Origin of the sequence: Streptomyces albus subsp. albus (genome assembly GCF_000719865.1) — a bacterium.
GTDB lineage: Bacteria > Actinomycetota > Actinomycetes > Streptomycetales > Streptomycetaceae > Streptomyces > Streptomyces albus_E.
This window is the reverse complement of record NZ_JOID01000001.1, coordinates 298,467-313,313: the sequence shown is the minus strand read 5'-3', so window position 1 is coordinate 313,313 and position 14,847 is coordinate 298,467. Positions and strand designations below refer to the sequence as shown.

The window sequence follows — 14,847 nt, the reverse complement described above, 5'->3', positions numbered from 1 at the left end:
TCGGAACGGTGCGGCCGAACCCGGTTTCAGAGCGGGCCGCAAGGCGTAATGTTCAGGCATGGACCGCCGCATTTTCGGGCTGGAGAACGAGTACGGCGTCACGTGCACGTTCAGGGGACAGCGCCGGCTGTCTCCTGACGAAGTGGCGCGCTACCTCTTCCGCCGTGTCGTTTCCTGGGGCCGGAGCAGCAATGTCTTTCTGCGCAACGGTGCCCGCCTCTACCTGGACGTGGGTTCGCACCCGGAATACGCGACCCCCGAGTGCGACAACGTGATCGAGCTGGTCACGCACGACAAGGCGGGCGAGCGCATTCTCGAGGGACTGCTCGTCGACGCCGAGCGCCGCCTGCACGAGGAGGGCATCGCGGGCGACGTCTATCTCTTCAAGAACAACACCGATTCGGCGGGAAACTCCTACGGCTGTCACGAGAACTACCTCGTGGCCCGGCACGGGGAGTTCTCCCGGCTCGCGGACATCCTCATCCCGTTCCTCGTCACCCGGCAGATGATCTGCGGCGCGGGCAAGGTACTGCAGACGCCGCGCGGCGCCGTCTACTGCGTCAGCCAGCGGGCCGAGCACATCTGGGAGGGGGTCAGCTCGGCCACCACCCGGTCCCGGCCGATCATCAACACCCGCGACGAGCCGCACGCCGACGCCGAGCGCTACCGCCGGCTGCATGTGATCGTCGGCGACTCCAACATGTCCGAGACGACCATGCTGCTCAAGGTCGGCGCCACCGATCTCGTGCTGCGCATGATCGAGGCGGGCACCGTCATGCGGGATCTCACCCTGGAGAACCCGATCCGGGCGATCCGCGAGGTCAGCCACGACATGACCGGCCGCCGCAAGGTGCGGCTCGCCAGCGGGCGGGAGGCCTCCGCCCTGGAGATACAGCAGGAGTACTACGAGAAGGCCGTGGACTTCTGCGAGCGCCGGGGCATCCGCACCGGCACCGTCGAGCGGGTGCTGGAGCTGTGGGGCCGGACCCTGGAGGCCATCCGGGACGAGGACCTCGACCGCATCGGCACCGAGATCGACTGGGTGATGAAGTACAAACTCCTGGACCGCTACCGGGCCAAGAACAACATCACCATGTCCCATCCGCGGGTCGCGCAGATAGACCTCGCCTACCACGACATCCACCGCCGCCGAGGGCTCTACTACCTGCTGGAGCGGCGCGGCCAGGCCGCCCGGGTCTGCAACGACCTCAAGATCTTCGAGGGCAAGTCGGTGCCGCCCCAGACCACCCGGGCCCGGCTCCGCGGTGACTTCATCCGCCGCGCCCAGGAGCAGCGCCGTGACTTCACGGTGGACTGGGTGCACCTCAAGCTCAACGACCAGGCACAGCGCACGGTGCTCTGCAAGGACCCGTTCCGGTCCGTGGACGACCGGGTGGAGAAGCTGATCGCCGGAATGTGACGGCGGCGGCACGGCACGGCGGCGGAGGGGTCCGGCTCGGCCGGACCCCTCCGCCGCCGTGCCGCCCGTGGTTAGAGTGGCACCGTCCGTTCCGTTCCCACCGCAGCCCCCCAAGGAATCAACAGTGCGCCGAATCGCAGCCCTGCTGGCTGTCCCCCTGCTGCTCGTCTCCGTCGCGGCCTGCGGCGACGGCGACTCCCAGTCCAACGGCAAGTCCGGCGCCGTCCCCGCCGTCTCCGGCGCGGACGGCAAGAAGCCGAAGGTCGCCAAGGGCGAGGGCGACCCGCCCAAGGGCCTGAAGGTCAAGGTCCTCAAGGAGGGCAAGGGGGCGGAGGTGAAGAAGGGCGAGGCCCTGAACGCCCACTACCTGGGGCAGACCTGGGAGGGCAAGGTCTTCGACAACAGCTACGACCGCGGCGAGCCCAGCACCTTCCAGATCGGCACCGGCAAGGTCATCAAGGGCTGGGACGAGGGCCTGGTCGGCCAGAAGCTCGGCAGCCGCGTCGAGCTCGTCATCCCGCCGGACAAGGGCTACGGCGAGCAGGAGCAGGCGAAGATCCCCGCCAACTCCACGCTCGTCTTCGTGGTGGACCTCAAGAAGGTCATGCCGACCAAGCCGGAGGGCAAGGAAGTCCCGCAGACCGACGCCGATCTGCCGAAGGTCGGCACCAAGGCCGACGACACCGCCCCGAAGGTGACCATTCCCAAGGGGAAGGACGCGCCCAAGGAGGTCGTCGCCAAGACGATCATCCAGGGCACCGGCAAGGAGGTGGGCGCGAAGGACACCCTGAACGTCCACTACGGTCTGACCCTGTGGAAGGACGGCAAGCCCGGTGGCGACACCTGGGCCCAGGGCACCCCGCAGGACGTCCCGATCGCGCAGATGCCCGGCTGGAGCGAGGCCCTCAAGGGGCAGAAGGCCGGAAGCCGGGTCATGGTCATCGTCCCGCAGGACGAGCTGACCAAGGAGCAGCAGAAGCAGATCAAGTCCGATCTGGTCTTCGTCGTGGACATCCTCGCCATCAAGTGATCACGGCCTCTCCGCCGGACTGTTACGGTTTCGCCGACAGAAATTCTTTCTAGGAGCACTTCAGTGAGCATCGAGAAGCCCGAGATCGACTTCCCGGGCGGCGAGCCGCCGGCCGATCTGGAGATCAAGGACATCTGGGAGGGCGACGGCCCCGTGGCCAAGGCCGGGGACACCGTCTCCGTCCACTACGTGGGTGTCGCCTTCAGCACCGGTGAGGAGTTCGACGCGAGCTGGAACCGCGGCACGCCGCTGCAGTTCCAGCTGGGCGTGGGCCAGGTCATCAGCGGCTGGGACCAGGGCGTGCAGGGCATGAAGGTCGGCGGCCGCCGCCAGCTGACCATCCCGGCACACCTCGCGTACGGCGACCGCGGCGCCGGTGGCGGCCGCATCAAGCCGGGCGAGACGCTGATCTTCGTCTGTGACCTCGTGGCGGTCTGACACAGATCCGGCACACACCGGCCGCTGCCAGGCCGTATCTCCGAGGGCCCGTGCCGTCACGTCAAGGCGCGGGCCCTCGCTTTTGCCGGTGACCGCGGGAGCGGTACGGTCATCGGTCGGGGAGCACAACGAGAAAGGGCGTCGATGGCCATTGCCAAGGCCGAGCGGCTGATGAACCTGGCGCTGTGCCTGCTGGGCACCCGGCGCCCGCTCAGCAAGCGCGAACTCAGGGCCTCCATCGAGGCGTACATCGAGGCCGCCACGGACGAGGCCTTCAACCGCATGTTCGAGCGGGACAAGGACGATCTGCGCGAGCTCGGCCTGGTCATCGAGACGGTCGAGGGTTTCGAGGGCGACATCGGCTACCGCGCGCACCGTGACAGCAACCGGCTGCCGCCCGTCACCCTCGACGCCTCCGAGGCCGCCGCCCTGCAACTGGCCGCCAAGGTGTGGCAGCAGGCCCGGCTCGCGGGCGCGGCCAGCGGCGCGCTGCAGAAGCTGCGCGCGGCCGGGATGCCGCTCGCCGAGGACGCGTACACCGGCCAGAGCGCCCTGGAACCGCGGATCCCGGCCCAGGAGCCGGCCTTCGAGTCACTGATGCTGGCCTGCCGCGACCGCCGCCCGGTCGTCTTCGACTACCGCAAGGCCACCGCGGCCCGTCCCGAGACCCGGCACGTCGAGCCCTGGATCCTGGAGTGCTGCCGCGGCCACTGGTACCTCGCCGGCTGGGACCGCGACCGCGGCGCCGAGCGCGTCTTCCGGCTCTCCCGGATCACCGGCCGGGTCAAGTCGCGCGCCGGCGCCTTCACCGCCGGGGTGCCCGACCACGTCACCGTCCGGGAGACGGTCGAGCGCTGGGCCGGCGAGGTCGCCACCAGCACGGCCCGGATCCGGCTGCGGGCCGGCGCGGGCTATCCGCTGCGCGCCCGGGCCCTCTCGGTCCGGGAGGCGGGGGAGGGCTGGGACGAGCTGGAGATCCCGTACGGGCACGGACTGGACGCCTGGCTGGTGGAGTTCGGGCCCGACGTGGTCGTCCTGGAGCCCGCCGAGCTGCGGACCGACGTGGTCGAACGGCTGCGCGCCGTGGCCAAGGGCTGAGAGACGCCGAGAGAACGAGGGACGACGAGACCGCAGATGGCCACCAACGCGATTGACCAGACCCGCCGGATGCTCTCCCTGGTGACGTATCTGCGCGAGCGCCCCGGCGCCCGCGTCGGCGACGTCGCCCGTGCCTTCGGCATCACCGAGGACGAGCTCATCGCCGACCTCACCGTCCTGCCCATGTGCGGCACCAGCTTCCGCGGCGGCGATCTGCTGGACATCGACACCGACGGCGAGCACATCTGGTGGCGCAACCCGGACGCGGCCGGCAGCGGCTCCGGCGCCCCGCTGCGGCTGGCCGCCGACGAGGCCACGGCGCTGCTGGTCGCCGCCCGCGCCGTCGCGACGCTCCCCGGTCTGCGGGAGAGCGACCGGCAGGCCCTGCTGCGGGCCACCGCCAAGCTGGAGGCGGCGGCCGGCGAGGCGGCGGGGGCCAGCTCGCGGCTGTCGGTCACCTTCGAGTCCGAGGGCGGCGTCTTCGCCGACGTGGACCGGGCGATCTCCGAGCGGCGCCGGCTGTGGCTGCGCTACTACTCACCGGCCCGGGACGAGCTCACCGAACGCGAGGTGGACCCGATCCGGCTGTTCGCCGTCGGCCACACCTATATGGAGGCGTGGTGCCGGACCTCCGAGGCCCGGCGCACCTTCCGCCTCGACCGCGTCGCCGAGATCCGGCTGCTGGACGAGCCCGCCGACCCGCCGCAGCTCGAACTCCGCGATCTCTCCGAGGGGCTGGTCCAGCCCTCCGCCGAGGACCCGGAGGTGATCGTCGAGGTCGGCCCCGGCGGGCGCTGGGTCGCCGAGTACTACCCGCACGACAGCGCCGAGGAGCTGGACGACGGCGGTCTGCGGATCACCCTGCGCACGCCCGACCCCGCGAGTCTGCGCCGGCTCGCGCTCCGGCTGGGCGGTGACGGCCGCATCGTTTCGCCGCCGGACCTCGCCGAGAGCGCCCGGCTGGCCGCGGGGCGGGCCCTGGCGGCCTACGGCGGATGACGATGGGGAGGACGGGGATGGAGACGGTGACCACCGCGGTGCTGTTCAAGGCCGCCTGCCCGGACTGCCGGGGCCGGTTCGAGCTGGCCTCCGAGGCGATACGGCTGGCCATCGGCGCCAGCGACCGGACGACCTTCTACTCCTTCACCTGCCCCGACTGCGGGGCCGCGGTGCGCAAGCCGGCCGGGGAGCGGATCGTGGAACTGCTGACCGGCGGCGGCGTCCGCACGCTGCGTCTGCACTCCACCGTCTGAGCCGTTCCGGCCGTCCGAGCCGCCCCAGGCGTTGGGGCCGTCCACCGGGCCGGAGCGGCGCCGTGCGGACCGGCTCGGTTAGGCTCCCCTCCATGTTCTGGCCCATGACCGCCGTCGCTCTCGCCTTCTGCGGAATCGCCGTCCTCGGCGTTCTGGCCGCCCGTGTCCTCACGGAGGCGCGCCGGCTGGCCCGGCAGGTGGCGGAGGCCTCGGAGCGCATCGAACGCGCGGCCGAGGACCTGGAGCGTGCCGCGAGCCCGCTCGCTTCCCGCGCGGGCGCGGCGCAGGGCGGCTGACCGGTTTCCCGGCCCTCTTTCCCCGCGCCGAGGGGGAGGTACGCTGACATCTGCGGTCTCCAGTGCGAGGCGGGGCCGCAACCGGGAGTGCGCGGAGGGATTGCCCGCCGTTCACCCCTGCGCGTTACGATGCTGTGCGCGGGAGGTCGGAGAATCCCCGATCACCCGGCCAGGCCCCACCAGACGCCGCCTCGGGGAGTAGGTAATCGCACATGATCGGCAACCTGAAACCTCTTGAGATCGTACTGATCATCCTTGTCATCCTGCTGCTGTTCGGTGCCAAGAAGCTTCCCGACATGGCCCGTTCGCTCGGCAAGTCGGCCCGGATCCTCAAGAGCGAGGCCAAGGCGATGAAGAAGGACGGGGAGACCCCCGCCGGCGGCCAGGACCCCGCCGCCCCCGAGTCCGGGCAGGCGGCCCCTCCCGCGCCGCGCACCATTCAGGCCGCCCCGGGTGATGTGAGCAGCTCCCGTCCGGTGTCCGAGCCGGGCCACGCCTCCCAGCAGAGCTGACAACGGTCGTCGTAGAGCCACTTCCGGCGGCCGAGGCCGCCGCACAAGATGAGGAACGTGGGGTTGCTGAAGTCTTCCCGCAAGCGGGAGAAGGACCCAGAGGGGCGGATGCCGCTCGCGGAGCATCTGCGTGAGCTCCGCGACCGGCTGCTGAAGGCCGTACTGGCGATCCTCGTGGTCACCGTGGCCGCGTTCTGGTTCTACGAGGAGATCGCCGCCTGGCTGACGGCCCCCATCCGGGAATCGGTGGGCTGTACGGCGAGTTTCGCCGAAATCGCCGAGAAGGGCGACAACTGCGCCCAGTTGACGGTCGACGGCCTCCTCGGCCCGTTCACCATCATGATCAAGGTGGGCCTCATGACCGGCGTGGTGGCGGCCTGCCCGGTCTGGCTCTACCAGTTGTGGGCGTTCCTCGCGCCGGGCCTCCACAACAACGAGCGCAAGTACGCCCTCATGTTCGCGGGCGTGGGCCTCCCCCTGTTCGTCGCGGGCGGCTACTTCGCCTATCTGATCCTCCCCACCAGCGCCGCGGCACTCATCGGGCTCACCCCGGACGGCCTGAGCCTCAGCAACCTGGTCCGCCTGGACGACTACCTGGACATCGTCACCCGGCTCGTGGTGGTCTTCGGGCTCGCCTTCGAACTGCCCCTGCTGCTGGTCATGCTGAACTTCGGCGGTGTCATCTCGGGCCGCCGCATGGCCGGCTGGTGGCGGTGGATGGTCATGAGCATCACGATCTTCTCCGCGTTCGCCACCCCCACCGGCGACCCGCTCACCATGCTGGCGCTCGCCGCGCCGATCGTGCTGCTGTACTTCGCGGCCGTCGGCATCGCCCTCGCCAACGACCGCCGGCGCCGCCGCCGCAACCCGGACGCGGAACTGAGCGACGACGAGGCCTCCCAGCTCGACCTGACCCCCGAGGCCGTCGACGCCATCGAGCCGGTCGGCTCCGGCCGGGCCGCGCTGCCGCAGCAGACCCGCGAGGAGAACAGCCCCCGGGTGAACGGTTACGACGACGCCACGTAGCGGCCGTGCCCCTGCCGGGGCCCGGGCCGCGGGGTGGACGCCCGGCGGGAGGAACGGCTTCCGTACCAGCGGTTACGCCGGCACCGGCGGAGCGGATACAGTCCCGGCGTGACCAGCGAGATCACCCTGTTCGTCAACCCCACGGCGGGGCGTGGGCGCGGTGCGCACGCCGCCCAGCCCGCGGCCCGCGCCCTGCGCGACGCGGGCTTCTCCGTACGGACCGTCCTCGGCACCGACGCCCCCGACGCCCTGGACCGCGCCCGGGCGGCCGTCGCCGGCGGGACCGGCGCCCTGATCGCCGTCGGCGGTGACGGCATGGTCTCCCTCGCCCTGCGGGCCGTGGCCGGTACGGACGTGCCGCTGGGCGTCGTCGCCGCCGGCTCCGGGAACGACTACGCCCGCGCCCACGGCCTGCCGGTCCGGAAACCGGCCGCGGCCGCCGCGGTGGCCGCCGCCGCGCTCAAGGAGCACGGCGGGCGCCCGACCGACCTCGGCCGGGCCGGGGACCGCTGGTTCGGCACCGTGCTGGCCTCCGGCTTCGACTCCCGCGTCAACGACCGGGGCAACCGGCTCCGCGGCCCCGTGGGACGCTTCCGCTACGACCTGGCACTGGTCGCCGAACTGGCCGCGCTGCGCCCGATCCCGTACCGGATCAGCCTCGACGGCGGACCCGCCCGGGAGATCGGGGCCACCCTCGTGGCGGTCGGCAACGGCCCGTCCTACGGCGGCGGCATGCGGATCTGCCCCGGGGCCCGGACCGACGACGGGCTCTTCGACATCACGGTGGTCGGCCCCTGCAGCCGCACCACGCTGCTGCGGGTCTTCCCGCGGGTCTACCGGGGCAGCCATCTCTCCCATCCGGCGGTCACCGTCCTGCGCGCCCGGAGCGTCACCCTGGAGGCACCCGGGGTCACCGGCTACGCCGACGGGGAACCGCTCGGCCCGCTGCCGCTGACCGCCGCCACCGTGCCGGGGGCGGTACGGCTGCTCGTCCCCTGACCGGGCGGTCCACGGGTCCTTCCCGGCCCGGACCCGGGGGCCCGCAAAAGATCGCTGGGATGTCCGAGGCGGCCGGTAGGCTCGTGCATACGATGACCGACGACATGTCCCCAGCCGAGCGCTACGCCGCCGCCCGCAGCCGGGCGGCCGAGCAGGCCACCGCGCTCTTCCCGTTCCGCGCGATGTACGACTTCGACCTGGACCCGTTCCAGCTCGACGCCTGCCGGGCCCTGGAGGCCGGCAAGGGCGTCCTGGTCGCCGCGCCCACCGGCTCCGGCAAGACCATCGTCGGCGAGTTCGCCGTCCACCTGGCCCTCGCCCAGGGCCGCAAGTGCTTCTACACCACGCCCATCAAGGCACTCTCCAACCAGAAGTACAACGACCTCGTGAAGCGCTACGGCGCCGCGAAGGTCGGCCTGCTGACCGGCGACAACAGCGTCAACAGCGAGGCCCCGGTGATCGTCATGACCACCGAGGTGCTGCGCAACATGCTCTACGCCGGCTCCCAGTCCCTGACGGGCCTCGGCTACGTCGTCATGGACGAGGTGCACTACCTCTCCGACCGCTTCCGCGGCGCGGTCTGGGAGGAGGTCATCATCCACCTCCCCGCCTCCGTGACCCTCGTCTCCCTCTCCGCGACGGTCTCCAACGCCGAGGAGTTCGGCGACTGGCTGGACACCGTGCGCGGCGACACCGAGGTGATCGTCTCCGAGCACCGCCCCGTCCCGCTCTGGCAGCACGTCCTGGCCGGCCGCCGGATGTACGACCTCTTCGAGGAGAAGAGCGGGCCGAACGGCGCCGGCCGGCGCGAGGTCAACCCCGACCTGGTCCGGCTGGCCCGGATGGAGAACAGCCGCCCCACCGGCGGCCGCGACCGCCGCCGCGGCCGCGTCCTCCGCGAGGCCGACCGCGAGCGCGAGCGCCGCCAGCGCAGCCGGATCTGGACGCCCAGCCGCGTCGAGGTCATCGACCGGCTCGACGCCGAGGGCCTGCTGCCCGCCATCACCTTCATCTTCAGCCGCGCCGGCTGCGAGGCCGCCGTCCAGCAGTGCCTGGCCGCCGGGCTGCGGCTCAACGACGAGCCCGCCCGCCGCCGGGTCCGGGAGATCGTCGAGCGGCGCACCGCCACCATCCCCGACGAGGACCTGCACGTCCTCGGCTATTTCGAGTGGCTGGAGGGTCTGGAGCGGGGCATCGCCGCGCACCACGCCGGCATGCTGCCCACCTTCAAGGAGGTGGTGGAGGAGCTGTTCGTCCAGGGTCTGGTCAAGGCCGTCTTCGCCACCGAGACCCTGGCCCTCGGGATCAACATGCCCGCCCGCTCGGTGGTGCTGGAGAAGCTGGTCAAGTGGAACGGCCAGCAGCACGCCGACATCACCCCCGGCGAGTACACCCAGCTCACCGGACGGGCCGGCCGCCGCGGCATCGACGTCGAGGGCCATGCCGTGGTGCTCTGGCAGCGCGCCATGGACCCGGAGGCGCTGGCCGGGCTGGCGGGGACCCGCACCTATCCGCTCCGCTCCTCCTTCAAGCCCTCGTACAACATGGCGGTCAACCTGGTCTCCCAGTTCGGGCGGCACCGCTCCCGGGAGCTGCTGGAGACCTCCTTCGCGCAGTTCCAGGCGGACCGGTCGGTCGTCGGCATCTCCCGCCAGGTGCAGAAGAACGAGGAGGGCCTGGAGGGCTACCGCGCCTCCATGACCTGCCATCTCGGCGACTTCGAGGAGTACGCCCGGCTCCGCCGCGACCTCAAGGAGCGGGAGACCGAACTCGCCAAGCAGGGCGCGGCGCAGCGCCGGGTCGCCGCCGCGGCGGCCCTGGAGAAGCTCAAGCCGGGTGACGTCATCCATGTGCCGACGGGCAAGTACGCCGGGCTGGCGCTGGTCCTCGACCCCGGCCTGCCCGCCGGGCGCTCCAACGGCCACCGCGGCTTCGACCACCACGACGGGCCACGGCCGCTGGTGCTCACCGCCGAGCGGCAGGTCAAGCGGCTCGCCCCGGTCGACTTCCCGGTGCCCGTCGAGGCGCTGGACCGGATGCGCATCCCCAAGTCCTTCAACGCCCGCTCCCCGCACTCCCGCCGGGACCTGGCCTCCGCCCTGCGCACCCGCGCCGGGCACATCGCCCCCGATCGGCACCGCAGGGGCCGCGCCCCGGCGGCCGACGACGCCGAGATCGCCCGGCTGCGGAGCGCGATCCGCGCCCACCCCTGCCACGGCTGCTCGGACCGGGAGGACCACGCCCGCTGGGCCGAGCGCTACCACCGGCTGCGCCGGGACACCCGGCAGCTGGAGCGCCGTATCGAAGGACGGACGAACACCATCGCCCGCACCTTCGACCGGGTCTACGCCCTGCTGTCCGACCTCGGCTACCTCCGGGGCGACGAGGTGACGGAGGACGGCCGCCGGCTGGCCCGCCTCTACGGCGAGCTGGACCTGCTGGCCTCCGAGTGCCTGCGGGCCGGGGTGTGGAACGACCTCAAACCGGCCGAACTCGCCGCCTGCGCCTCGGCGCTGGTCTACGAGGCCCGCTCCGCCGACGACGCCCTGCCGCCCAAGCTGCCCACCGGCGCCGCCCAGGGGGCGCTGGCCGAGATGGTGCGCATCTGGGGGCGGCTGGACGCCCTGGAGGAGGAGCACCGGATCAACCAGACCGAGGGCGTCGGGCAGCGCGAGCCCGATCTGGGCTTCGCCTGGTCCGCCTACCGCTGGGCGTCCGGGCACGGGCTGGACGAGGTGCTGCGCGAGGTGGAGATGCCCGCCGGCGACTTCGTCCGCTGGTGCAAGCAGGTCATCGACGTCCTGGGCCAGATCGCGGAGGCGGCGCCGGACGGCACCCCGATCCGCCGCAACGCCCGGCGCGCGGTGGACGGGATGCTCCGCGGGGTCGTGGCCTACTCCTCGGTGGGCTGACGGCGCGGCGGCCGGCTGCCCGCCCGGCCGCCCGCCCCGGCTCAGCCCTCCAGGGCGGTGAGCAGCCGCTGGAGGGAGCCGCCCAGACCCCAGCGTTCGGCGAGCCCGTCGAGCGCGGCCGGGTCGCGGGGCGTGCGGGGGAGCGCCGGGTCGAACGCGGGCAGCGGCACGTCCGAGGCGACCCGGACGACCTTGGGCGCCACGGCGATGTACTCCCGGGCCTCCTCCAGCCGTCTGCGCTGCGCGGGGCTGATCTTCGACGCCGGATCGCCGGCCGCCGCCATGATCCCGGCGAGATCGCCGTACGCCGCGAGCAGCTTCGCGGCGGTCTTCTCCCCGATGCCGGGGACGCCCGGCAGGCCGTCACTCGGGTCACCGCGCAGCAGCGCCAGCTCGGCGTAACCGGCGCCGCCCACCCCGTACTTCTCGCGGAGGACGGCCTCGTCGACGAGCTGCAGAGTGCCGACGCCCTTGACGGGATAGAGCACCCGCACCCCCCGGGTGTCGTCGACGAGCTGGTAGAGATCGCGGTCCCCGGTGACGATGTCCACCGGGCCCCGGGCGTGGGCCGTGAGGGTGCCGATCACGTCGTCCGCCTCGTAGCCGGGGGCGCCCACGCGGGCGATGCCGAGGGCGTCCAGCACCTCCTCGATCACCGGGACCTGCGGGGAGAGGGTGTCGGGCACCTCCTCCGTGTCCGGGCCGCCGGGCTTCTCCTCGGCGACCCGGTGCGCCTTGTAGGTGGGGATCAGCTCGACCCGCCACGCGGGCCGCCAGTCGGCGTCCATGCAGGCCACGAGGTCGTCCGGGTGGTGGTCGCGGACGAGCCGGGCGATGAAGTCCAGCAGTCCGCGCACCGCGTTGACCGGGCTGCCGTCGGGGGCCTTCACCGAATCGGGCACCCCGAAGTAGGCGCGGAAGTAGAGGCTGGCGGCGTCGAGAAGCATCAGGCGTCGGGTCACGCCCCCGATGATGCCCCAGGGGACCGACAGCGGCGGGCAGCCGCGTGGGCGGCCCGCTCGTCCGCGGGCCGGGAAATCCGGTTGGGTCCGCCGCCCTCCGCGGGCCAGAATGCCGGAGGCGGCGGCGACGCGGCGCGCGGCCCGTCCGGCCGTTCACGGGGGTGCGGCCGGACGGGCCGGTCGCCGCGCGCCGTCCGGTCAGCGTGCGGCGCGGACCAGGGCCGCCATCACCCGCGGATCGTCACCGGCCTCCGGATGCCATTGCACGCCGAGCACCAGCCCCGCGGCACCGGGCAGTTCGACCGCCTCCACGGTGCCGTCCTCGGCGTACGCGCAGGGGACCAGCCCGCGGCCGAGCCGGTCCACCGCCTGGTGGTGGTAGCTGGGGACGGCGACCGCCTCCGGCAGCGCCCGCGCCAGCAGGGTTCCGGGCACCGGCTTCACCACATGCGATCCGAAGACCCCGGGCGGCCCGCCGTGCGCGCAGCCGGGCCCGGCCGTCTCGGGCAGGTGCTGGACCAGCGTGCCGCCCAGTACCACGTTGAGCAGCTGCATGCCGCGGCAGATGCCCAGCACCGGTGTGCCGGACTCCAGGGCGGCCTCCAGCAGGGCGGTCTCCCAGGCGTCCCGTTCGCGGGCGGGCGGTCCGGTCATCGGGTGCGGGGCGGCCCCGTACCGCACGGGTTCCACATCGGGGCCGCCCGCGACGACGAGGGCGTCGAGCCGGGCGGTCACGGCGGCGGCCGCGGCCGGCTCGTCCGGCGGCAGCATCGCGGCGAGGCCGCCCGCGCGCTGGACGAGCCGGTGGTAGCCGGACGGGAGCAGAGCCGCGCTCTGCTCCCAGACGCCCCAGCGCGCCACGGCTTCGAGATAGGTGCTCACGCCGATCAGCGGCCTGGGCTCGGGCACGGTCGGGCTCCTCCTGTCGGTGGCGGTCCGGGTCCGGGCGCGCGGGTTCGGATGCGGCGGGCCGGTACGGCCCGGCCTCCGCCCACCCCGCTTCCGGCCCTCGTTCTGTCCGGTGGCGTTCTCGTCCCTGTCCGGTTCCTGTTCCGGCCTCGTCCCGCCCCGGACCGTCCCCGGCCGGAACGGCCGCCGTCAGTCGCGTTCCAGTTCGGCCTCGGCGGCGGCCAGCGCGGCGAACTCCTCCTCCGGTGCTGCGGCCACGAGCCGGTGGCGGCTGTAGAAGGCAAAGTAGGCCACGGCGACCGCGTACACCCCGAGGGCGATGAGCGCGGCGTCCTGGTCCACCAGGAAGGTCGCCACCAGCGCCGAGCAGGCCAGGACGAACGCGACCGCGGAGGTGGCCGCGCCGCCCGGTGTGCGGTACGGCCGCGGCAGGCCCGGCTCGCGGCGGCGCAGCACGATGTGCGAGAGCGACATCAGGGCGTAGGAGATGGTGGCGCCGAGGACGGCGACGTTGAGCATCCGCGCGCCGTCGCCCGTCGCCGCGGCCAGGGAGAAGCCGATCGCGCCCGGCACGAGCAGCCCGAGCCAGGGGGCCTTGCGGCGGCTGGTGAGGGAGAGGAAGCGGGGGAGGTAGCCGGCCCGGGAGAGGGCGAAGAGCTGCCGGGAGCCCGCGTAGACGAGGGAGAAGAAGGAGGCGACGAGGCCGGCCAGTCCCGCGTAGTTGACGAAGCGGCTGAGCGGGGTCGGGTCGCCGTCCCCCTGCAGGGCGGCGACCAGCGGGTTTCCGGCGTCCTGGAGGGCGGCGGAGCCGCGCGCGCCGGTGGCGGCCAGGAAGGTGATCAGCGCGAGCAGCAGCAGGACGCCCATCGACAGGGCCATCGCCCTGGGCAGGGTGCGGGCCGGGTCGCGGGTCTCCTCGGCGGCCAGCGGCACGCCCTCCACCCCGAGGAAGAACCACATGCCGAACGGGAAGGCGGCCCAGATGCCCAGCAGCCCGAACGGCAGCCAGGAACTGGAGCCGAAGGCGTCCGGGTCGGCGGGGATGTCGTTGAGGCCGGAGGCGTCGAACTCGGTGAACGCGCCGACGGCGAAGATCAGCAGGGCGGCCACCGCGATTCCGGTCACGACGAAGCTGAACCGCAGGGCCTCGCCGACGCCCCACAGATGGATGCCGACGAAGACCACGAAGCAGGCGAGCTGCAGCGGCCGGCCGGACTCCAGGCCGAAGAGGCCGAGGGATTCCACGTAGTCGCCGATGAAGATGGAGATCGCGGCGGGGGCGAGGACGTACTCGATGAGGATCGCGGTGCCGGTGAGGAAGCCGCCCCAGGTGCCCAGGGCACGCCGGGCGAAGCCGTAGCCGCCGCCCGCGGTGGGCAGGATCGCGGCCAGTTCCGCCAGGGAGAAGACCATGCAGGTGTACATCAGGCCCATGAGGACGGTGGCGACGGCGAGTCCGCCGAAGCCTCCCTCGGCGAGGCCGAAGTTCCAGCCGGAGAAGTCGCCGGAGACGACGTAGGCGACGCCGAGGCCGGTCAGCAGCAGCCAGCCGGCGCTGCCCTGGCGCAGCGAGCGCCGCTCCAGATAGCCGTGGTGGGCGGGGTGTCCGGGTGCGCCGGGGCCGGGGGAGACGTCGCCCGGCGGTGCGGTGGTGGGGGTCGCGGGACGCGAGTCGATGCCGTCGGCCATGAGCCGCTCCTGCCTGGGGGCAATGGTTCAGCGCCATACCATTGCGCCGGTGAGCGGCCGTGCGCAAGGGGCGTGCGTTAACCGCCGGTAAACACCGGGGCGCGCCCGCGCGTTCGGCGACGGGCCATGTCTGCCCGCGTTCACCGGACCGCATGCGGGAGCGGCGCGGCGGCCGTCGCTCCGGGAGGCGCCACTCCTGCCGGCCGTCGTGTGCCTTCGGCTCGGGGACGCCGGGTCGACCGGCCCATGGGTGTGACGGGCGCGTGGTGGCGGGTTGACGGGGTGGGCGTCGCGCCGTTGACG

At 72.8% G+C, this 14,847-nt stretch carries 14 protein-coding genes; 11 read left to right on the top strand and 3 right to left on the bottom strand.

What is annotated here, in order from left to right; all coding sequences use genetic code 11:
- The first annotated feature begins 58 nt into the window (after nucleotides 1-58).
- The 11 genes from pafA (at nucleotide 59) to IF83_RS0101370 (ending at nucleotide 10,984) form a co-directional block, all read left to right on the top strand.
- Nucleotides 59-1,420, top strand: coding sequence for a Pup--protein ligase (gene pafA / locus IF83_RS0101420; protein ID WP_030542133.1), 1,362 nt, complete (start codon nucleotides 59-61; stop codon nucleotides 1,418-1,420).
- Between the two features lie 124 nt (nucleotides 1,421-1,544).
- Nucleotides 1,545-2,450: an FKBP-type peptidyl-prolyl cis-trans isomerase gene (locus tag IF83_RS0101415; RefSeq protein ID WP_030542132.1), complete on the top strand. Its 906-nt coding sequence runs from the start codon at nucleotides 1,545-1,547 to the stop codon at nucleotides 2,448-2,450.
- Nucleotides 2,451-2,513: 63 nt separating this feature from the next.
- Entirely contained in the window at nucleotides 2,514-2,888 is a 375-nt protein-coding gene (locus IF83_RS0101410) for an FKBP-type peptidyl-prolyl cis-trans isomerase (RefSeq protein ID WP_019708851.1), read from the top strand.
- A gap of 144 nt (nucleotides 2,889-3,032) precedes the next feature.
- A complete protein-coding gene (locus IF83_RS0101405; protein ID WP_030542131.1) occupies nucleotides 3,033-3,986 on the top strand; it encodes a helix-turn-helix transcriptional regulator in 954 nt (317 codons plus the stop codon).
- Nucleotides 3,987-4,022: 36 nt separating this feature from the next.
- Complete coding sequence (locus IF83_RS0101400) at nucleotides 4,023-4,985, top strand: helix-turn-helix transcriptional regulator (protein WP_030542130.1); 963 nt, start codon at nucleotides 4,023-4,025, stop codon at nucleotides 4,983-4,985.
- Nucleotides 4,986-4,987: 2 nt separating this feature from the next.
- Complete coding sequence (locus IF83_RS0101395) at nucleotides 4,988-5,239, top strand: hypothetical protein (protein WP_107046677.1); 252 nt, start codon at nucleotides 4,988-4,990, stop codon at nucleotides 5,237-5,239.
- 92 nt (nucleotides 5,240-5,331) lie between these two features.
- Entirely contained in the window at nucleotides 5,332-5,535 is a 204-nt protein-coding gene (locus IF83_RS0101390; RefSeq protein WP_030542128.1) for a hypothetical protein, read from the top strand.
- Between the two features lie 212 nt (nucleotides 5,536-5,747).
- On the top strand, nucleotides 5,748-6,047 hold the full coding sequence (tatA, locus tag IF83_RS0101385) for a Sec-independent protein translocase subunit TatA (RefSeq protein ID WP_030542127.1): 300 nt from the start codon (nucleotides 5,748-5,750) through the stop codon (nucleotides 6,045-6,047).
- 63 nt (nucleotides 6,048-6,110) lie between these two features.
- A complete protein-coding gene (tatC, locus tag IF83_RS0101380; RefSeq protein WP_030542126.1) occupies nucleotides 6,111-7,073 on the top strand; it encodes a twin-arginine translocase subunit TatC in 963 nt (320 codons plus the stop codon).
- Nucleotides 7,074-7,181: 108 nt separating this feature from the next.
- A complete protein-coding gene (locus tag IF83_RS0101375) occupies nucleotides 7,182-8,072 on the top strand; it encodes a diacylglycerol kinase (protein WP_030542125.1) in 891 nt (296 codons plus the stop codon).
- Between the two features lie 92 nt (nucleotides 8,073-8,164).
- Nucleotides 8,165-10,984: a DEAD/DEAH box helicase gene (locus tag IF83_RS0101370; RefSeq protein WP_030542124.1), complete on the top strand. Its 2,820-nt coding sequence runs from the start codon at nucleotides 8,165-8,167 to the stop codon at nucleotides 10,982-10,984.
- 41 nt (nucleotides 10,985-11,025) lie between these two features.
- On the opposite strand, the gene IF83_RS0101365 is transcribed toward IF83_RS0101370, so the two are convergent.
- The 3 genes from IF83_RS0101365 to eat all read right to left on the bottom strand — a co-directional run bounded on the left by IF83_RS0101365 (nucleotide 11,026) and on the right by eat (nucleotide 14,544).
- Complete coding sequence (locus IF83_RS0101365) at nucleotides 11,026-11,931, bottom strand: 5'-3' exonuclease (protein WP_030542123.1); 906 nt, start codon at nucleotides 11,929-11,931, stop codon at nucleotides 11,026-11,028.
- Between the two features lie 213 nt (nucleotides 11,932-12,144).
- Complete coding sequence (locus IF83_RS0101360; protein WP_030542122.1) at nucleotides 12,145-12,855, bottom strand: gamma-glutamyl-gamma-aminobutyrate hydrolase family protein; 711 nt, start codon at nucleotides 12,853-12,855, stop codon at nucleotides 12,145-12,147.
- A gap of 189 nt (nucleotides 12,856-13,044) precedes the next feature.
- Entirely contained in the window at nucleotides 13,045-14,544 is a 1,500-nt protein-coding gene (gene eat / locus IF83_RS0101355; RefSeq protein WP_030542121.1) for an ethanolamine permease, read from the bottom strand.
- Nucleotides 14,545-14,847 lie beyond the last annotated feature (303 nt).